General features: G+C 67.5%; 16 protein-coding genes. 6 read left to right on the forward strand and 10 right to left on the reverse strand.

Annotated elements, in window-relative coordinates:
• Positions 1-91 precede the first annotated feature (91 nt).
• Positions 92-1,168: a methyltransferase gene (locus AB0B89_RS25510; RefSeq protein WP_358557672.1), complete on the reverse strand. Its 1,077-nt coding sequence runs from the start codon at positions 1,166-1,168 to the stop codon at positions 92-94.
• A 228-nt stretch (positions 1,169-1,396) separates the two neighbouring features.
• On the opposite strand from AB0B89_RS25510, the gene AB0B89_RS25515 reads away from it, so the two are divergent.
• The 4 genes from AB0B89_RS25515 (at position 1,397) to AB0B89_RS25530 (ending at position 5,410) form a co-directional block, all read left to right on the forward strand.
• Complete coding sequence (locus AB0B89_RS25515) at positions 1,397-2,560, forward strand: cytochrome P450 (protein WP_358557675.1); 1,164 nt, start codon at positions 1,397-1,399, stop codon at positions 2,558-2,560.
• A gap of 321 nt (positions 2,561-2,881) precedes the next feature.
• The gene (locus tag AB0B89_RS25520) at positions 2,882-3,592 is read left to right on the forward strand and encodes a response regulator transcription factor (RefSeq protein WP_358557678.1); all 711 of its coding nucleotides are present in this window, start codon (positions 2,882-2,884) and stop codon (positions 3,590-3,592) included.
• A 3-nt stretch (positions 3,593-3,595) separates the two neighbouring features.
• Positions 3,596-4,504, forward strand: coding sequence for an alpha/beta fold hydrolase (locus tag AB0B89_RS25525; RefSeq protein WP_358557681.1), 909 nt, complete (start codon positions 3,596-3,598; stop codon positions 4,502-4,504).
• A 78-nt stretch (positions 4,505-4,582) separates the two neighbouring features.
• Positions 4,583-5,410, forward strand: a complete 828-nt coding sequence (locus AB0B89_RS25530) for an SAM-dependent methyltransferase (RefSeq protein ID WP_358557684.1) — start codon at positions 4,583-4,585, stop codon at positions 5,408-5,410.
• A 172-nt stretch (positions 5,411-5,582) separates the two neighbouring features.
• Here the strand turns inward: AB0B89_RS25530 and AB0B89_RS25535 are convergent, their stop codons facing one another.
• From AB0B89_RS25535 to AB0B89_RS25570, 8 genes are all read right to left on the reverse strand, one after another.
• On the reverse strand, positions 5,583-6,383 hold the full coding sequence (locus AB0B89_RS25535) for an SAM-dependent methyltransferase (RefSeq protein ID WP_358557686.1): 801 nt from the start codon (positions 6,381-6,383) through the stop codon (positions 5,583-5,585).
• A gap of 236 nt (positions 6,384-6,619) precedes the next feature.
• A complete protein-coding gene (locus tag AB0B89_RS25540) occupies positions 6,620-8,530 on the reverse strand; it encodes an ABC transporter ATP-binding protein (protein WP_358557689.1) in 1,911 nt (636 codons plus the stop codon).
• Positions 8,531-8,613: 83 nt separating this feature from the next.
• A complete protein-coding gene (locus AB0B89_RS25545) occupies positions 8,614-10,347 on the reverse strand; it encodes an ABC transporter ATP-binding protein (RefSeq protein ID WP_358557692.1) in 1,734 nt (577 codons plus the stop codon).
• A 213-nt stretch (positions 10,348-10,560) separates the two neighbouring features.
• Entirely contained in the window at positions 10,561-10,836 is a 276-nt protein-coding gene (locus tag AB0B89_RS25550) for a type II toxin-antitoxin system RelE/ParE family toxin (RefSeq protein WP_358557695.1), read from the reverse strand.
• Positions 10,833-11,111, reverse strand: coding sequence for a type II toxin-antitoxin system Phd/YefM family antitoxin (locus AB0B89_RS25555; protein WP_358557698.1), 279 nt, complete (start codon positions 11,109-11,111; stop codon positions 10,833-10,835). The genes AB0B89_RS25550 and AB0B89_RS25555 overlap by 4 nt, the downstream gene beginning before the upstream one ends.
• 254 nt (positions 11,112-11,365) lie before the next feature.
• Positions 11,366-12,019 carry a hypothetical protein gene (locus tag AB0B89_RS25560; protein ID WP_358557701.1) on the reverse strand — a complete coding sequence of 218 codons (654 nt, stop codon included), beginning with the start codon at positions 12,017-12,019 and terminating at the stop codon, positions 11,366-11,368.
• A gap of 42 nt (positions 12,020-12,061) precedes the next feature.
• Positions 12,062-12,958, reverse strand: a complete 897-nt coding sequence (locus AB0B89_RS25565) for a hypothetical protein (protein WP_358557704.1) — start codon at positions 12,956-12,958, stop codon at positions 12,062-12,064.
• A complete protein-coding gene (locus AB0B89_RS25570) occupies positions 12,958-13,107 on the reverse strand; it encodes a hypothetical protein (RefSeq protein ID WP_358557707.1) in 150 nt (49 codons plus the stop codon). The genes AB0B89_RS25565 and AB0B89_RS25570 overlap by 1 nt, the downstream gene beginning before the upstream one ends.
• Before the next feature lie 104 nt (positions 13,108-13,211).
• On the opposite strand from AB0B89_RS25570, the gene AB0B89_RS25575 reads away from it, so the two are divergent.
• Both AB0B89_RS25575 and AB0B89_RS25580 read left to right on the forward strand, forming a co-directional pair.
• Entirely contained in the window at positions 13,212-14,159 is a 948-nt protein-coding gene (locus AB0B89_RS25575) for a restriction endonuclease subunit S (RefSeq protein ID WP_358557716.1), read from the forward strand.
• On the forward strand, positions 14,156-17,374 hold the full coding sequence (locus tag AB0B89_RS25580) for a type I restriction endonuclease subunit R (protein WP_358557710.1): 3,219 nt from the start codon (positions 14,156-14,158) through the stop codon (positions 17,372-17,374). The genes AB0B89_RS25575 and AB0B89_RS25580 overlap by 4 nt, the downstream gene beginning before the upstream one ends.
• Before the next feature lie 128 nt (positions 17,375-17,502).
• On the opposite strand, the gene AB0B89_RS25585 is transcribed toward AB0B89_RS25580, so the two are convergent.
• Positions 17,503-18,879 carry a helix-turn-helix domain-containing protein gene (locus AB0B89_RS25585; RefSeq protein ID WP_358557713.1) on the reverse strand — a complete coding sequence of 459 codons (1,377 nt, stop codon included), beginning with the start codon at positions 18,877-18,879 and terminating at the stop codon, positions 17,503-17,505.
• Positions 18,880-19,039: the final 160 nt, after the last annotated feature.

Genomic DNA, 19,039 nt, shown 5'->3' on the forward strand with positions numbered 1-19,039 from the left:
AAGATCACCGTGGGATACCAGGGGTGGTTCGCCGCCCCGGGCGACGGAGCTGGCCTCCCGCCCGGCCCCGGCCACGCGGGCTCGTCCCGGGTCACTCGGCGGGCGCGGCTCCCAGCTCGACCAGCCGTACGCCGCGGGGGTTCAGGCGCGTGGTGAGCACGATGAGACCCGCCTGCGCGGCGAGGGTCGCGAGGTGGTCGGGGGTACGGACGCGCCCGCCCACGAGCACCATGATGCGCAGGTCCTCGTCGGTGAAGGCGGCCTCGTCCACCTCCCACTGCTCGGCGACCAGCACCCGGCCGTGGGGGCCGCACGCCTCGGCGCACCGGGCCAGGATCGCGGTGGCCGACTCGTCGTCCCAGTCGATCAGGACGCCGCTGAGCAGGTAGACGTCGCCGCCCGCCGGGAGGGGCTCGAAGAAGCTGCCTCCGATCGCCTCGCAGCGCCCCGACAGCCCGGCCGCGACGATCGCCGCCTCGGCCTTCGCGGCGCTGGAGGGCAGGTCGACGAGCACGCCCCGGAGCCCGGGGTAGGCCCTCAGCAGCCGGGTGAGGAGCATGCCCGAGCCGCCGCCGACGTCGACCACCGTCCCGACGCGGTCCCAGTGGTATCCCTCCACCACGTCGGCGACCGAGCGCCCGGTGTACCAGTGGGCGAAGCCGTCGAACTCGGCCAGCAGCCGTGGATCATCGGCGATGTCCTCGTAGTAGGGACGGCCGTACGCGGTCTCGTAGACCGGCCGGCCGGTCCTCACCGCGTCGGTCAGGAACGCGGCGGCCCTGTCGAGGCGGCCGGCCAGGCCGTCCTGGTCGAGCCGCGCCCGGAGCCGGGCGGGGTGGTCGTCGAGCAGCAGCCGGGCGGCCGGGTTCAGGTCGTACTCGCCGGGGCCCGCGCGGTGGAACACCCCGTGCGCCACCAGGTAGGCGAGCAGCCGTCCGAGGGCGTCGGGGTCGAGCCCCGTGCGGACGGCGAGCTCCTTCACGTCCTGCGGGCCGTCGGCGAGGTGGTCGGCCAGCCGGAGCGTCGCCGCGGCCCTGACCGCGTGCGGCCAGATCGCGTCGGCCAGCCGGGCCACGTCCCCGCTGGCATCGGGAACGTCGGGGAATTCCGCTGTGCGATCACTCGCACCCGGCCGTTCGGAAGCTCGGACGTCGGATTCGGCACTCACGATTACCCTCCGCTGCGCTCGGATGGCGATCCAAGAAACAGGCATGAGTCTCGCGTTATTTGTGCAGATCAGTCCAGGTACGCCCGGGAAGATGACCAAGTACTAAGGATTACATCAGTATGCGGCACATGTCCTTCATGGCACTGTCTCCAGTGAGCGAAGGCTGAGGCCACGCCGGGGCAGCGGGGAAGCCATGCCACGGCGGGAGGACGGGGAAGAGCCCTAGTGATGCATATCGACGACAATTCTCCGCTGGCGATTTTCGACTGGTACCGCGAGACGCGGTCGGAGAATCCGGTCTTCCGGGACGACGTCTTCAACGCCTGGCACGTGCTTCGGTACGAGGACGTCCGCATGGTGCTCTCCGACGGAGAGACGTTCCAGTCGACCCGGCCCGCCACCCGGCGGCCCGCGGTGGACGTGTTCGATCCTGGTGAGGACACCATGGTGCGCGCCGACGGCACGCACCACCGCATGCTGCGCGGCCTGGTCAATCAGGCCTTCACCCCGCGCGTGGTGGAGCGTCTGGCGCCACGGGTTAGGGAGATCTGCGGCGAACTGCTCGACGGGTTCGAGGGCAAGGGCGGCATGGAGGTCGTCGCCGACATCGCCTACCCGCTGCCGATCACGATCATCATGGAGATGCTCGGGGTCCCCACCGACCGAGTCGAGCAGTTCCGGCGCTGGTCGAACGCGGTGGTGTCCGGTGGCAGCGGCACCGCTCGGGAAGGAGCCGACACCGACATCGGCGCGATGATGGACTACTTCAGCGGCGTGCTCGCGGATCGCCGCAACGCACCCGGCGACGACCTCATCAGCCGGCTCCTCGCCGCCGAGATCTCAGGTCAGCGCCTCACCGAACGTCAGCTGCTCAACTTCTGCGCGCTGATGCTCATCGCCGGACACGAGACCACGACCAGCCTGATCACCAACACCGTGTTCTGCCTGCAGAGCATGCCCGACGTGCTCGACCTCGTCCGGCGGTCCGGCGGCGATCCGCTGCCGAGGGTCATCGACGAGGTCCTGCGGTACGCGGCGCCCGTACAGGCCGTCCTGCGGTTCGCCACGGCGGACGTGGTGGTCGGCGGGCGGCGGATCAACGCGGGCGACACCGTCTTCCCCTTCGTCGGATCGGCCAACCGCGACGAGACCGCGTTCCCCGACCCCGACCGGTTCGACCCCTTCCGCGCCGCCGGTCCCGGCCTCGCGTTCGGCCACGGAATCCACTATTGCCTGGGTGCTCCGCTGGCCAGGCTGGAAACCGCCGTGGTGGTGTCCGAAATGCTGCGGCGTTTCGGCGGCAAGTGGTGGGCCGAGGGCATTGACTTCGATACTTCGATCCCGCGATTCCTCTTCGGAATCAAGCGGTTACCGCTGTCGTGGGACGGCTAGACGACCAGGTGGCACCGGCTGACACGCCGATAAGTCGTTTGTGTTAACGATCGTCGCCGAACGATGTTGATATACCAAACCCGGTGCCGCTGGGATACGATCAATGCTGATTAGGTTTACCGGAATTGGCGGGACCGCGGGGAAGAACCACCGCACCTGACGGCATCATTCCGACCCGTCGCCAACGGCTCTGGAATGGGCGCCTCCCGAGAGCTCGAGCCCCCCGGAGGGTAGAGCCACTGCTCAAAGGGCCCGATGATCGTCCTGCCTCGTGAGGGGATCGATCGGGCACGAGTTGCCACCAACCGGAAAGGAAGCCGTATGGTCCCCACCGAGACGCTGGTCAAGGAGAAACTGTCCGCCGAGGCCCGGAGCCGGCGGCGCCTGGCCGGGCAGCGGGTGTTCATGATCGGCGGCTGGCCGGCCTTGGAGACCGCGTCGTCCCGCGCCGCCGATCCCGACCACGGCAAGGGGCACGAGTTCTGGTTTCGCGACACTTTGATCACGCGAGGCACCGCCGACATGACCTCGCTCCCGAGGCAGGTGCGCGGCGCCCAGCCCCATTGGTTGCTGATCGGGCAGATGCTCAACGAGGAGGACCTCCCCGAGCTTGTGGCCAAGTGCCAGGTGATGGCGCCGATGGCCCGCCTGGCGATGCTGGGGGCGTTGAAGGACCGTGGGCGTGCGGAGGCCTGGGTGCGCCGCGGGTGCACGGTCTACCTGGCGTACAACTCCACCCTCGACCGAGTGCTCGACACGCTCAAGATCGCCGCCTTGCTGGACCTGCAGATCGTCGACTATGTGATGTACCTGCGCTGGCAGCGCTCCATGCCAAAGGCGCCCCATCTGACGGACCGGCAGCAGCAGGTCCTCGAACTGATCAAGCATGGGCACACCAACGCGGAGATCGCGAAGGAGTTGTACCTCACCCAGCACACGGTGGAGTTCCACATCCGCCACCTGCTGCAGAAGCTGGGGGCGCGCAACCGCACCGAGGCGGCGGAGATGGGCCACGCGCTGGGGATCTGCTGACCCGTGACCCGCGACGACCGGCCTGGCGCGGCCCCCGAACGGCCCGCCTGGGTCCCCGCCGACATGTACCCCTTCGCCGACCGCTACCTGGAGGTCGACGGCAACCTCGTCCACTACGTCGACGAGGGCGAAGGGCCGTCCCTGCTCTTCCTGCACGGCAACCCGACCTGGTCCTTCCTCTACCGTGACGTGGTCGCCGGGCTGCGCGGCCGTTTCCGCTGCGTGGCCCTCGACTACCCCGGGTTCGGGCTCTCCCGCGCCCGGCCGGGATACGGCTTCACGCCCCGGGAGCACGCCGGGGTCGTCGAGGGCTTCATCGAGAAGCTCGACCTGTCGGACCTGGTGGTGGCGGTCCACGACTGGGGCGGCCCCATCGGGCTGTGGGCGGCCGGCCGCCATCCCGCGAGGATCCGCGGGCTCGTCATCAGCAACACCTGGGCGTGGCCGAGCGACGACGCCGTCAAGCGGTGGTTCTCGGTCATCATGGGCGGGCCGGTCGGGCGCGCGCTCATCCGCCGGCTCAACGTCTTCGTGAACGCCTTCATCCCCGGCGCGATGCGGACACGCAGGCTCGACCGCCGGGCGCTGCTCGCGTACCGGGGCCCGTTCCCCGACGCCCGCTCCCGTACCCCGATCTTCGTCCTCCCCCAGCAGATCACCGCCGGCCGCGACTTCCTGCGGGAGGTGGAGGAGGGCCTGCCGTCCCTGGCGGACAGGCCGGCCCTCATCGTCTGGGCCGAGGCCGACGCCGGCTTCCGGGCGGACGCGCGCCGCCGACTGGAGGCCGCCTTCCCCGGCCACCGCACCGTGACGCTCCCCCGCGCCGGCCACTACCTGCAGGAAGAGGCCCCCGGGGCCATCGTCACGGCCGTCCAGACCTGGTGGGCCGAGACGCAGTGGCACGTACGCTGACACCCGCCGGGCCGGCCGCAGAGATCGGATGTCTGCGAAGATCCACGGATTCGGAATTGCCGTAGGCTATGAACTCACATGGCAGAAAGCGCAGGTATGGCCGAACACACCAACCTCCCGGCGAGCATCGACCCGACCATCCCGAGCGTCGCGCGGATGTACGACTACTACCTGGGCGGCAAGGACAACTTCGCCGCAGACAGGCGGGCCGCCGAGCAGTTCATCACCGTCGTGCCCGGCATCCGGGAGATGGCGCGGGCGAACCGGGCCTTCCTCGCGCGGGTCGTCGACCTGCTGACCCGCGCGGGGACGCGGCAGTTCCTGGACATCGGCTCGGGGCTGCCCACGCGGGAGAACGTCCACCAGATCGCCCATCGCGTCGACCCGGAGACCCGGGTCGTCTACGCCGACAACGATCCGATCGTCCTGGTACACGGCCGCGCGCTGCTGGCGGACAACCCGCACAGCACGGTCGTCCAGGCCGACATGCGCGAGCCCGAGGCGCTGCTGGCCCATCCCGAGATCGCGGGCGCGCTGGACTTCGATCGGCCGGTCGCCGTGCTGCTGGTCTCCATGCTGCACTTCATCCCCGACGAGTCCCTGGTCACCCACATCGTGCGCACGATCCGCGAGCGCCTCGCCCCCAGCAGCCACCTGATCATCACCCACGCCTTCGCGGGCGACGTCAGCGCGGACGTACACGAGGCCGGCCAGCAGGTCTACCGCTCGACCGCCACCGGTTCGCTCACCTCGCGCGGCACCGACCGGCTGGCCGAGCTCCTCGCGGGCATGACGGTGCTGGAGCCGGGCATCGTGCCGGTCCAGTCCTGGCGGCCCGAGTTCGAGGGCGACGCCGCCTTCGACCCCGCCAAGCCCGCCATCCTCGCCGTCGTCGCCCGCGAGTGACCGCCACTCGCCCGGACGCCCGCGCGGCGAGGCCGGGCGCCGTCGGGACGCGGCCGGGCGCCGTCGGGACGACACCAGGCGCCGTCGGGACGCGGCCGGGCGCCGTTGAGACGAGGCCGGGCGCTCGCGCGACGGGAGGAGGCGTTCGGGCCGTACGGGAGCGAGGGCGACCTCATTTCTTGCGGCCCACGCCGCAGTAGGCCGGCAGCGTGTCGGCTCTGCGGGGCAGCGGGCCGTCCGGCCGCCAGGCGCCGAGGCGGGCCACTCCGGGCTCCACGAGCGCCAGCCCGTCGAAGAACGCCTCGATCTCGTCGCGTGAACGCAACACGGCCGGGGAGGTCGCCCTGTCGTAGACGGAGGTCCCGGCCGTCAGCCGATCGTCCAGCTCCGCATGCGACAGGACCAGGCACGATCCCGGCGCCAGAGCGTCGACCAGCGTCTTCACGATACCGAGCGGATCTTCGCTGTCCTTGATGAAGTGCATCACGAAGACCAGCAGGACCGCTGTCGGCTCGGCCAGGTCGAGATGGGCCCGGACGTCCTGGTGGCCGATGATCTTATCCGGCTCGCGCAGGTCGCCGGTGACCATGATCGTCTGGTCGTCGGTGGCCAGCAACGCCTGCCCGTGAGCGAGGACGATCGGCTCCAGGTCGACATAGGCCACCCGCGCGGCCGGATTCGCCCGCTGGGCCACCTGGTGGACGTTCTCCTGCGTGGGCAGTCCGGACCCGATATCGAGGAACTGGCGGATGCCTTTCTCGCGGGCCAGGTATTCGACGGCGCGCCGGAGGAAATCCCGATTCGCGCGAGCGAGCTCACGCGTCCGTGGAAAGATCCCGATCACTTTTTCGGCCGCCTCGCGGTCGGAGGCGTAATTGTCCTTACCGCCGAGATAGTAATCGTACATTCGCCCTACATTGGGCGTTGTCGCGTCGAAGCCGGATAAAGGTGACTCGCCGGGATTCGGCGTCATAAGGCGGCCTTCGCCGGCGCCTCTTGACCACACACCTGGATCATGACCTGACCGTAACAGTCAGCAACTTGACCGCTCAACGATTACCAGGAAACCCACAGGAATTAGCCCAATACATCAACCGAAGGCTCCCAACCACCCGGCGACCGACCCGACCGTCACCACCCGGTCACCTCGGTCGCCTCGGTCGCCTCAGTCCCGGCCTCACCTCGGTCACCTGGGTCACCAGCCTCACCTCACCCCGTCCCTGCCGTCTCACCGTCGGCCGGCACCAGAGCGCCGCTGAACTGCGAGGAATACAGCCGGTGGTACGCGCCCCCGGCCGCGAGCAGCTCGTCGTGGGTGCCGTGCTCGACGATGCTTCCCCCTTCCATCACCAGGATGAGGTCGGCGTCGCGGATGGTGGAGAGCCGGTGGGCGATGACGAAGCTGGTCCGGTCGGTACGCAGCGCGGCCATCGCGTGCTGCACCAGCACCTCCGTACGGGTGTCCACCGAGCTGGTGGCCTCGTCGAGGATGAGCAGAGACGGGTTGGCGAGGAAGGCGCGGGCGATGGTCAGCAACTGCTTCTCACCGGCGCTGACGTTTCCGCCCTCCTCGTCGATCACGGTGTCGTACCCGTCGGGCAGGGTGCGGACGAACCGGTCGACGAACGTCGCCCGCGCGGCGGCGTGGATCTGCTCGTCGGTGGCCTGAGTGTTTCCGTAGGCGATGTTCTCGCGGATGGTGCCGCCGAACAGCCAGGTGTCCTGGAGCACCATGCCGATGTGCGAGCGCAGGTCATCACGGCGCATCGCGGTGACGTCGACGCCGTCGAGGGTGATGCGCCCGGCGTCCAGCTCGTAGAAGCGCATGATGAGGTTGACCAGCGTGGTCTTCCCCGCGCCTGTCGGGCCGACGATCGCGATCGTGTGCCCGGGGTCGGCCACCAGCGACAGGTCCTCGATGAGGGGCTGCTCGGCGTTGTAGCGGAAGGACACGTGCTCGAACTCGACGCGGCCCCGGCGGGTGGTGGGCAGCACCGGGTCGGCGGGGTCGGGCTCCTGCTCCTCGGCGTCCAGCAGCTCGAAGACCCGCTCGGCCGACGCCACGCCCGACTGCAGCAGGTTGGCCATCGAGGCGACCTGGGTCAGCGGCTGGGTGAACTGCCGGGAGTACTGGATGAAGGCCTGGACGTCGCCCAGGCTCATCGACCCGGTGGCGACGCGCACGCCGCCGACGACGGCGATGGCGACGTAGTTGAGGTTCCCGATGAACATCATCATCGGCATGATGATCCCGGAGATGAACTGGGCGCCGAAGCCGGCCTTGAACAGCTCCTCGTTCCGCTGCCGGAACACCTCCTCGACCTCCGGCCCGCGCCCGAACACCTTCACCAGCTCGTGACCGGTGAACGCCTCCTCGATGTGGGCGTTCAGCGTGCCGGTGTGGGTCCACTGAGCGACGAACAGCTTCTGCGAGCGCTTCGCGACCAGCCCGGTGACCAGCATCGACACCGGGATGGTGACCAGGGCGATCAACGCGAGCAGCGGCGAGATCACCAGCATCATCGCCAGCACGCCGATGACGGTCAGCAGTGAGCCAAGGAGCTGGCTGAGCGTCTGCTGCAGGGTCTGCGACACGTTGTCGATGTCGTTGGTCACCCGGCTGAGCAGCTCGCCGCGCGGCTGGCCGTCGAAGAACTTCAGGGGAAGCCGGTTGAGCTTGTCCTCGACGTCGGCGCGCAGCCGGTAGACGGTGCGCTGCGTCACGTCGTTGAGCAGGTAGCCCTGAAGCCAGCTGAAGGCGGACGCGGCGACGTAGAGCCCGAGGGCCCACGCCAGGACCGTGCCCAGCGCGCCGAAGTCGATCCCCTGGCCGGGGACGAGGTCCATCCGCGCGAGCATGTCGGCCAGGTTGTCGTTGCCCGACGCGCGGGCGGCCTGGACGGCCTGCTCCTCGGTGGTTCCCGCGGGCAGCCGCCTGCCGACCACGCCACTGAAGATCAGGTCCGTCGCGCGGCCGAGGATCTTCGGTCCGATGACGGCGAACGCGACGCTGGCCACGGCGAGGACGACCACGGCCACGATCCTCGTGCGATCGGGGCTCAGGCGCCGGAGCAGCCGACGGGTGGAGGGCCCGAAGGTCATCGACTTCTCCGCGGGCATCCCCGCCCCTGCGAAGGGCCCCCGTCCGAAGCCGCCGCCGCCCGCGGGCGGTCGCGGTCGCGTGGGTGCCGTTGGCCGGTCGCTCATACTGCGCTCTCCGCGGTCAGTTGGGACTCGACGATCTCGATGTAGGTCGGGCAGGAGTCCAGGAGTTCGGAATGGGTGCCCATGCCGACGATGACGCCGTCGTCGAGGACGATGATCTGGTCGGCGTCGGCGACGGTGGAGATCCGCTGGCCGACGATGACCACGGCGGCCTCGGCGGTGTGCGGGCGCAGAGCGGCGCGCAGCCGGGCGTCGGTCGTCAGGTCCAGGGCCGAGAACGAGTCGTCGAACAGGTAGATCTCGGGCTTGCTCACCAGGGCACGGGCGATCGACAGGCGCTGCCGCTGCCCGCCGGAGACGTTGGTGCCGCCCTGGGTGATGGGCGCCTCCAGGCCCTCGGGCATCGCCTCGACGAAGTCGCGGGCCTGGGCCACTTCCAGCGCCTCCCACAGCTCCTCGTCGGTGGCGTCCGGGTTGCCGTACCTCAGGTTGCTCGCGACGGTGCCGGTGAACAGGTACGGCTTCTGCGGAACCAGGCCGATGCGTGTCCAGAGCATCTGGGGGTCGAGGTCGCGGACGTCGACGCCGTCGACCGACACGGTGCCGGACGTGGCGTCGAACAGCCGGGGCACCAGGGAGACCAGCGTCGTCTTGCCCGACCCGGTGCTGCCGACGACGGCGGTGGTCTGCCCCGCGACGGCGCGGAAGGAGATGCCGGACAGCACCGGCGCCGCCGCGCCCGGGTAGCGGAACTCGACGTCGCGCATCTCCAGCTCGGCGCGGCCGTGCACCCGCTGTACGGGGTTCTCGGGCGGGCGCACCGACGACTCGGTGTCCAGCACCTCGCCGATGCGCTCGGCGCAGACGGCGGCGCGCGGGATCATCATCGAGATGAAGGTGGCCATCATCATCGACATGAGGATCTGCATCAGGTACATGAGGAAGGCGGTGAGGGCGCCGATCTGCATCTCGCCGCTGTCCACCCGGGCGGCGCCGAACCACAGCACGGCGACGCTGGAGACGTTGAGGATCAGCATCACGGTGGGGAAGATGAGCGCGGTCAGCCGCCCGACGCGCAGCGCGTTGCCGGTCAGCGCGTCGTTCGCCTCGGCGAACCGGCGGGTCTCCTCGCGCTCCCGTACGAAGGCCCGCACGACGCGGATGCCGGTGAGCTGCTCGCGCAGCACCTGGTTGACCAGGTCGATGCGGGTCTGCATCGCGCGGAACTGGGGCACCATGCGGGAGACGATCAGGCCGATCGAGATCAGCAGCGCCGGGACGCAGACCAGCATGAGCCACGACAGGCCGATGTCCTGCCGCAGCGCCATGATGATGCCGCCGAGGCCCATGATGGGCGCGGCGACCAGCATCGTGCAGGTCATCACCACGAGCATCTGCACCTGCTGCACGTCGTTGGTGCTGCGGGTGATCAGGCTCGGCGCCCCGAAATGCGCGACCTCCCGGGCGGAGAAGCCGCCCACCTGGTGGAAGACGCTCGACCGTACGTCCCGTCCGAAGCCCGCCGCCACCCGCGCCCCGTAGTAGACCGCCGCGATCGAGCAGCCGATCTGCACGAGGGACACGGCCAGCATCCAGCCGCCGGTGGTCAGGATGTAGCCGGTGTCACCGGCGGCGACACCCTGGTCGATGATGTCGGCGTTCAGGCTCGGCAGGTACAGCGAGGCGATGGTGCCGACGAGCTGGAACAGCACAACGGCGGCCAGCGCCGACGAGTAGGGACGAAGATAGGTACGGAGCAGTCGGCTCAACATGGATGCGCTCCGACGGAGGGCGCACGGCGGGAGGGCGGGGTCACGCGCATCACGTTATAGGAGCATGCGGCCCATTCACGCACCTTTTTCCGGGACAAGCCCGCTGAGCGGCAAGGCCGTGGGCGGGCGGCCGGAGCGGATGACCTGCGCGGTCACCGCCGGCCGACGTCGCCGATCGGGAGTCGCTCGCATTCCGCGGCCACGGCTCACCACTCACCGCGACCTGTACGCGTCCGCCCGGTGCTGGATGGTGATCACTTGGACGACGATCCGGCCGTCGTCGATCAGATAGAGAACCCGGTAGACGCCCCGGCGCGCCGACCACTGCGGAGCGAGGGGCTCGTCGAGCGGCTTGCCCACCCGGCGAGGGTTGTCCAGAAGCGGGCCGGTGATGAACTCCCAGACCACAGGCACGACCTTCGCCGGTAGCCGCTCGGCGAGATCCTGTCTGGCGCGGCGGGTGAGACTGAGTTCGTACCGCCCGCTCACAGGCGGCCGGTCCGGCGGAGCTCGGCCTCCATGTCCTCCTGGGAGACAGTGCGGCCCGCCTCCAGGTCGGCGAGCCCTTCGCGGATGGCCGCCACGGTTTCGGCCGAGGCGAGGATCTCGATCATCTCGCGCATCGTGTCGTAGTCGTCGGCGGCCAGCAGCACGGCTGCGGGCACGCCGTTGCGGGTGATCTCGAACCGCTCATGGGTACTGACGGCGGACTCGACGATGCCGGAGAGCCGGTTACGAGCGTCCGCCAGAGAAAGAACCGTCATGTACATAATTCTAGCCAACGGCGATCTCGCCGGCCAGCGTTCCAGCACATACGACCCGGCTGCCGCCTCCACGTCATGGCAAGCGTCACCTGCACGGCAATGGCTTCACTGATCATCGCCGGATCTGAGTATCTCGCCGGGCAAACCCGCTCCCATGTCGGGTCGCGATCGACAAGACATTGATCGCTCATGGGCGATACAGCGATGGCATCAGACCGCGGAGCGGAGGGGTGATCTGACTGAGATCTGTGGGATCACTCGGCTGGGCGGCTGTGGTCCCAGGCGGCACTGAAAAGGAGTGAAGCGTAGTCGTACATCAGCCCGGGGCGGGGGGCGACGATGCATGGGGAGTTACGGCCGTGTTCTTTCTGCTGGTAGATGGTCAGGTAGGCGACGTTGTCGGTGACGATGACGCGGTGCATGTTGGGCAGGTCGTAGAAGCGCAGCGAGACGTTCTCGCGATGCCGGGCGACCTCGCTCACATAAGCGGCGTTGACGCGCACCTGCTCAGCGAGCAGGCCGGAGGAGAAGCCCAGGTCCACACGGCGCATCGCCTTCTCCCGCCTGGACAGCCAGGAGTCGTGACCAAGGTCGGCGTCAGGCAGCAGGATCTGCACGGACTCCAGTCGCCTGCCCGCTGCCTCCCAGACCCCGGCGAACCCGTCGCGCGTCAGTTCGTTCCCGCGACCGGCGAGAACACGTACCCAACGTGCACGGGTCAGCTCGGCCGCCAGTTCCCCGGAGGCCAGGCGCTGCCGTGAGATGACGCGCCGGACCCCCAGGCCGGTCAGCCGGGAAAGAAGCGTGACCGGCCACTGGCGGGAACGCATGGAGAAGGTCCAGCCTCCCGCGACGGTGAGGGCGGTGGCGAGAAGGGAGCTCACCACACCGAGTACGAACTCGTTCATGTCTGTCTCCTTCGTCAACGGCCGCCGGGGAGAGCCAGAACGTCACGTCCTGTCGGCTGGCAGACGCAGATACGGGAGGAGGCTACGCAGGACCGTAGCCGCGTGCCGTGCGGCGATGTCGTGGTACTCGTCGTTCTTGTTCGGGCCGGCATCGTCGGAGATACCTCGTACGACGACCCAGCCGCGTACGGCCTGGGACCCGTCCTGCTCGTGGAATGCCTGCGTCAGACCGCCGGCCTCCATGTCCACGGCGAGGATCTTGTCGTTGAAGCCTTTCAGGTATCGGATGATCTCCGACTCGGCATCCGCGATCACTGCTTCGCCCGAGCCGATCGGCCCGGTGAGCGCTCGGTATTCGCGCATGATGTCGTTGTTGTCGGTGCTCTGAAACCTGGCTGGCTCGTCGTGGTCGATGAAGAACGAGTTGACGGCGTGGCCGATCGCGGCCGGTGCTTCACGCTCCTCGCCTCTGCGCCGCCGCCCACCTGGGGACTCCTTTCGGAGGTCGTAGTAGACGACTCGGGGAGTCACGACGACATCGCCGATTTCGATGTCCGCGTGGATGCCTCCACCGATTCCGACCAGCACGACGACGGCGGGGTTGTAGTGGCGACGGAGGTGGTCGAAGGCCACGACGGTCGACCGCTGTCCCGGGGACAGCGTGCGGATGGCGGCGACGCGGGTGACCGTGTCCCGGACATTCACGGTTCCTTCGAAGAAGGGAAGGTCGCCGCCTTGTGCCCGATGCAGGCCGAGCACCTCGTAGACGGCTTTGGCCTCCTTGCCAAGTACGGTGATCACCCCCACGTCGGCACGCTTGCCATGTCGTGCCTTCTGCTCGCGATCGGCCGACACGTTGACCATCGCTCCGTGTCCGACCGCGGACTGGCTGATCTCCATGGATCCCCCATGGTTGACGACACCACTGTTGCCGCTCATCACTGATCTCCTTCGCTTTTCGAGGACTGTTCGGTGTTCTTGTCGGGCTCGCGGGCATCAGGGCGTACCTGTGCGTTGGCGCCGACCGCCGACTGCTTGATCTCGGTCTTTCCACCCATGTTGAGCACGCCCGTGTTGACGATGCTCACAGAATATAAAGCCCGGTCGCCTCGATTTTTCTTCGCTGAAATATATCGATCAAGAATTTCATAGTCGTTTAGCGAAGTCGCAACTTCACCCCGGAGACCTAGTAATCGTCCGCACCGGAGAGCCTGGGGCCACTGCAGTAATTCCGGATGACCTAGGGCCCGTAAACTGCTCTGACTTGGTTATCGCCAAGCCACGATCGAACGTTGACGCCCGCTTCTTGTGCTACGCCATCAACGAAACCGCCCGAGAGTTCATCAAGGCCCATACGGTGGGCGCTGTGCAGCAACACTTCAATGTGGCTTCTGCCAAAGAACTCACGCTTCGCGTTCCATCACTTTTAGAGCAACGCGCCATAGCAGTATTACTTGGGGCGCTGGATGACAAGATCTTGATTAACGAGCGCATTATAGATACAGCAGACAAACTCATCCGCATCATGTTTACTGCTGCCCTTGAGGCGCCAGGAAGTCGCACGATACCACTCATTAGTGCGGTATCCATTACGTTTGGCGCACCGTTCGCCTCTTCGGAATTTAACGCAAAATGCCGGGGGATTCCGTTGCTGCGAATCCGAGATCTTAAGACCTTCACACCTCAGACGTGGACCAACCAGCGCCTTTCTCGGGACTTTCTAGTAATGCCCGGAGAAACTGTTGCTGGCATGGATGCAGAATTTCGCCCAACCTTCTGGTTAGGGGAACCGGCATTACTGAACCAGCGGGTGCTCCATGCACAATCCCGTCTAGGAGGAGGCAGCGCCCTGGCCCGTGAAGCTCTGCGTCCCTCTCTGGCTGAGGTCGAGAGCTACAAGACAGGTACCACAGTCGCGCACCTCAACAAGGGAGATCTCGAAAAGCTCGAAGTAACCATTCCCAGTGAAACGCAGATCCAGACATTTGAGGCCATCGCTGAGCCGTTGCGCAAGCAGATCGTGGAAGCATCAGCACAATCTCGCACCCTTGGTGTCCTGCGCGACACCCTCCTCCCCCAACTCATGTCCGGTCGACTCCGTATCCGTGACGCGGAGCAAATCGTCGAGGACTCCTTATGACGGCCGAGAGGCTCAACGGCAAGATGACCGAGGCCACCTGGGAAAAGCTCGCCCTGGAAGAACTTGCCCAGCTCGGTTGGGAGCCCATGGCGGGTAAGGACCTCGCCCCCGGTAGCAAAGAGCGGATGACCTGGGACGACCTGACCCTCTACAAAGACCTGCGCAATGCGATCAAGCGTCTGAACCCCACCCTCCCCCCTAACGCCATAGACGAAGCCCTCTCCGCCGCCACCACCCCCACCTCCCGCGACCCGCTCCCCGAGAACTGGCTCGCCCACGAATACCTCACCTCCGGTATCCGGGCCGTCACCTACACCGACGAGTTCGGCGCGGAGCACACCCCCACCGTCCGCCTTGTTGACCTTCGCACCCCCGAGGCGAACACCTACCGCGCCGTCAATCAGGTCACTGTCATAGACGGCGAGTATGAGCGCCGCTTCGACCTCGTCCTCTACGTCAACGGTCTACCCCTCGCCGTCATCGAGCTGAAAAGCGCCGCCGACGAGAACGCCACGCTCAAGGACGCGCACGCCCAGCTCCGCACCTACGTCGACGAGTTTCCCATCGCGTTCCGCTACAACGTGCTCTGCCTGGTCTCCAACGGGATCACCGCCAGATACGGCACCCCGTTCACCGAGTACGAGCACTTCGCACCCTGGAACGTGGACGACGACGGTGACCCCGTGGACACCAACGCTTCCGACCGCGAAGGGCCGGAGGCGCTCTTCCTCGCCCTGACCGGCCTGTTCACCCAGCCGCGGTTCCTCTCCTTCGCCCGGGACTTCGTCAACTTCACCCCCAAGGGCAAGCGCATCGCGAAACCGCACCAGTTCTACGCCGTCAAAAGGGCTGTCGAGGCGATCGTCGAGGCGTCCCGCAGCAACGGGCAGGCCGGCGTGGTCTGGCACACGCAGGGTTCCGGCAAGTCCGAGGAGATGGTGTGCACCAGTGCGCTCACCTCCCGGCATCCCGCGCTCAACAACCCCACGATCGTCGTCATCACCGACCGCAACAACCTCGACGACCAACTCTTCAACACCTTCCAGGACAGCCAGACCCTCCTCGGCCAGACCCCGACACAAGTCCAGACCCGCGAAGAACTACGTACAGAGCTGACCAACCGCCGGACCGGCGGAATCATCTTCACCACCCTGCAAAAATTCGGCCGTACCAAGCAGGAGAAGGACGTCGGCGCGGACCATCCGCTCCTGTCCGACCGGCGCAACATCCTGGTCATCGTCGATGAGGCGCACCGCAGCCACTACGACAACCTCAACGGCTACGCCCGCCGCCTGCGTGAGGCTCTGCCGTACGCCACGCTGATCGCCTTCACCGGCACGCCCATCTCCAGGGCCGACGCCAACACCCGCGAGGTCTTCGGCGGGGGCAAGGACTACATCGACATCTACGACCTGAAGCGGGCCGTGGACGACGGGGCGACGGTCCGCGTCTACCACGAGCCGAGGCTCATCCCGGTCTCGCTGCCCCCGGACGTGGACCCGGAGGCGATCGACGAGCAGGCCGACGCGCTGACCGCGGATATGGACGACGCCGAGCGGCGCCGGGCCCTGCACTACGCCGCGCAGATGACCAATGTCTACGGCGCACCCGACCGGATAAAGACCCTCGCCGAGGACCTGGTGGCGCACTGGGAGAAACGTTCGGAGCTGATGCGCCCGCAGATCGGCGGGCCCGGCAAGGCGATGATCGTCTGTGTCACCCGGGAGGTCTGCGTCAGGGTCTACGACGCCATCGCCGAGCTGCGCCCCGGCTGGGTGGACAAGGACCCGCTCAGGGGCAAGATGAAGAGCGTCTTTCACAGTGTTCCCAGCGATCCCAAGAACCTGAGAGACCATGCGCTGCGCCCTTCCCAGCACAAGATCGTCCAGGAGCGTGCGAAGGATCCCAAGGACGAGCTGGAGCTGGTCATCGTGCACTCCATGCTGCTCACCGGCTATGACGCCCCGCCGATCCATACCCTCTACATGGACCGTCCCATGCGAGGGGCAAACCTCATGCAGGCCCTGGCCCGGGTAAACCGCCGCTTCCGTGGCAAGCAGGACGGCCTGCTCGTCGGCTACGCGCCGCTCACCGAGAACCTCAGAAAGGCCCTTGCCGAATACAGCCCCGGCGACCAGCGGGACCAGACGATGGGCCGAGACGTCGAGCGGGCCATCACCGAGGTCCGTAACGAGCACGCCACCATCTGCGGCCTGCTCGCCGGCATCCCTTGGCGGGCGCTGCTGGCTGACATTTCAAGGCCCAAGCCGTACGTGCGCGCCCTGCGCATGACCGCCAACCATCTGCGCGACCCGCGCACCCCCGGCAACCAGGTCGAGCCCGGCGCCAAGACGCTCGGCGTACGCTTCCGGGAGAGCGCGACGCGGCTGGAGCGCTTCTACCGGCTGTGCGCGATGAGCAGGGAGATCTCGGAGCGCTTCGACGACCTCCAGACCTGGCGCAAGGACATCGCCTTCTTCAGCGAGGTGCGCTCCTGGATGGTGCAACTGGACGCCGCGGATCGCGAGGCCAGCGGCAAGCCGTTGGCCTCCGAGGTCAACGTCTACCTCTCCCAGCTCGCGGCCTCCGTCGTCGACGCCGACGAGATCACCGACCTGTACGCCGAGGCCGGCCTTGGCAGACTCGACATCACCCATCTCAATGACGAGCACCTGCGCGAACTCCAGGACTCCGAGACGCCGCACCTCACGGCCGAGGCTCTGCGCCGGTTGATCGAGCAGTCGATGCGCGAGACGACCCGGCACAACATCGTCCGCCGGGAGAGCTTCGCCGAGAAGCTCGAAGACCTGATGATCCGCTACATGCGTCAACAGCTCAGCAGTGCCGAAATGATCGCCGAACTGGTCGCCATGGCCAAGGAGGTCTCCGCGGAGGCCCGGCGCGGCGAGCGCTTCGACCCTCCGCTCAACCACGCCGAGCTGGCCTTCTACGACGCGGTGGCCAACCACGGCCTCGCAAAGGCCCTGATGGGCGACGACACCCTCGCGCAGATCGCCCGCGCGCTGGTCGCGGACATCCGCAAGAACCTGAGCGTCGACTGGCTCTCCCGCGAGCCGGTACGCGCCAAGCTGCGCAGCCGCATCCGGCGCCTGCTCGCGAAGTTCGACTACCCGCCAGAGGGGGAGCGCGCGGCCGTGGACCTCGTCCTCAAGCAGATGGAAACCTTCGCCGCCGAGTGGGCCCCCAAGGCGTAGTGCGATGACCGCGAATCTTCATCGGATCCACGACACAGGATGCGAGCGGCGGTTCTGACGTCGTCGAGAGAATGAACCCGCGTGGCGGACCCGCTCGCCGGTCGGTCGCGCCCCGGGCTCGTATGTGATCAGGCGGCGAGTTCGTGGTTCAGGTGGTCGCGGAACTCGCGGACCATCATGCTGCCCTTGTACGGCTCAAGCTGACCGGCGAACTGCCGAATCAGGTCGACCGAGCGGGCGGAGGTCAACGCCTTCGTCGCCGGGATCGCTGCCCGGGCGGTATCAAGGGCCTGCTCCAGCTCACCCATTCCCAGGTATGCCTCTGCCGTGTGCAACCTGTTGCGCTGGGCGGACCGAGGGAACCGTTCGCCGAACTCCGCCACGGCCGCTCCCGCGCAGTCCGCAGCCCGCTTGTGCTCGCCGAGCAGGCTCCAGCAGCGGCCCATCTGTGCCTTGAGCTCCGCCGCGTCGTATCTGGCGATCCACGCCGGGTCACGGTCGGTGATTCCTTGGGCGTACGCGCGCTCAGACTCGACGAGCAACCTCTCGACCTGCTTGGCACCGTGCTTGTCGTGGGTCTCGGCCGCTTTGCCCTGCAGGGCCGTTGCCCATGCCTCCCTGGCCAGCATGAACGCCATGACGCGCGGAGGCGCCTGCGCACGGCGCGCGGTGTCCGTCCCGGCTCTGGCCAGCCATATTGCTGCGGTGGCTTGGTCCAGATGAATCGCTTGCAAGGTCATCGTCGTCAGCACCCAGGTGCCGGTCAGCGGGTCGTCACTCGTCTTCGTCAGCCTCAGTGCCTGACCGAAGTGCTGCTGCGCCTGACCGTGCTGGTTCAGGTCGAAGGCCGTCCAGCCCGCCAGCAGGGTCATCCCTGCTGCCGCCGACATCAGGGCCGTCCCCACCCGGTCGTCGTAGCGGCCCCGCAGCAACGGGGTCACCGTGCTGTCGAGATACCGCACAACGGTCGGGCGGACCAGCCCAGCCCCGAACCGGTCGTCCAACTGGCCGAACACCGTGCGGGCCTCGTTGATCCGGTCGACGTCGGCCATCCCCACCGTGTGTCTGTTCCCCTGCTGCGCGACCGACCGTGGCGGAGTGCCATAGCTCCACCCCGACAGCCACCCCCCGAGCACCGAGGGTACGAACGGCAGGGTGGCCAGCACATGGCGCCGGGATTCGTCCATCTCATACCTCCACAACAGCGCGGCCGATTTCACCGTAGCCGCCGTCGATGTGTCGCCGTACTCCGTGCCCGGCCACGAAGATGTCTCCCCGTGGGACCACCCCTCTATCCACTGCTCGACCTCCACCGCCTCCACCTCGAACACGGCCGCGATCTGCTTCCGGCTGTAGGCCCGGACTCCCTGCTCGCTCCGCTCCCACCGGCCCCAGGTCCCCGGGGCCACCCCGACCGCAGCCGCCGCCTCCTCCTGAGTCATCCCCCGCTGCTTGCGCGCCCTGGCCAGGTCCGGGCGACCCCTACCACCGTGTGGGCTCCCCATGATCACTCTCCCTCGGTAATCGAATGGCAACTAATTGTGATACTCGAAGACCCTTGCCCGCCACCGGTTGCGTCCACGGGGGTGGTGTACGAGTTTCCGCTGGTAGTCAGCGTGGCGTCGTGAAATGAAGACGGCCATCACGTGATCCTTCAGGTTGCTA

Source organism: Sphaerisporangium sp. NPDC049002 (assembly GCF_040649355.1).
Taxonomy (GTDB): Bacteria; Actinomycetota; Actinomycetes; order Streptosporangiales; family Streptosporangiaceae; genus Sphaerisporangium.

What these genes read in the sequence shown, in the direction of transcription:
- AB0B89_RS25515 (WP_358557675.1), top strand. Translation starts at nt 1,397, where the DNA reads ATGCATATCGACGACAATTCTCCGCTGGCGATTTTCGACTGGTACCGC.
- AB0B89_RS25520 (WP_358557678.1), top strand. Translation starts at nt 2,882, where the DNA reads ATGGTCCCCACCGAGACGCTGGTCAAGGAGAAACTGTCCGCCGAGGCC.
- AB0B89_RS25530 (WP_358557684.1), top strand. Translation starts at nt 4,583, where the DNA reads ATGGCAGAAAGCGCAGGTATGGCCGAACACACCAACCTCCCGGCGAGC.
- AB0B89_RS25535 (WP_358557686.1), bottom strand. Translation starts at nt 6,383, where the DNA reads ATGACGCCGAATCCCGGCGAGTCACCTTTATCCGGCTTCGACGCGACA.
- AB0B89_RS25540 (WP_358557689.1), bottom strand. Translation starts at nt 8,530, where the DNA reads ATGCCCGCGGAGAAGTCGATGACCTTCGGGCCCTCCACCCGTCGGCTG.
- AB0B89_RS25545 (WP_358557692.1), bottom strand. Translation starts at nt 10,347, where the DNA reads ATGTTGAGCCGACTGCTCCGTACCTATCTTCGTCCCTACTCGTCGGCG.
- AB0B89_RS25555 (WP_358557698.1), bottom strand. Translation starts at nt 11,111, where the DNA reads ATGACGGTTCTTTCTCTGGCGGACGCTCGTAACCGGCTCTCCGGCATC.
- AB0B89_RS25560 (WP_358557701.1), bottom strand. Translation starts at nt 12,019, where the DNA reads ATGAACGAGTTCGTACTCGGTGTGGTGAGCTCCCTTCTCGCCACCGCC.
- AB0B89_RS25565 (WP_358557704.1), bottom strand. Translation starts at nt 12,958, where the DNA reads ATGAGCGGCAACAGTGGTGTCGTCAACCATGGGGGATCCATGGAGATC.
- AB0B89_RS25580 (WP_358557710.1), top strand. Translation starts at nt 14,156, where the DNA reads ATGACGGCCGAGAGGCTCAACGGCAAGATGACCGAGGCCACCTGGGAA.
- AB0B89_RS25585 (WP_358557713.1), bottom strand. Translation starts at nt 18,879, where the DNA reads ATGGGGAGCCCACACGGTGGTAGGGGTCGCCCGGACCTGGCCAGGGCG.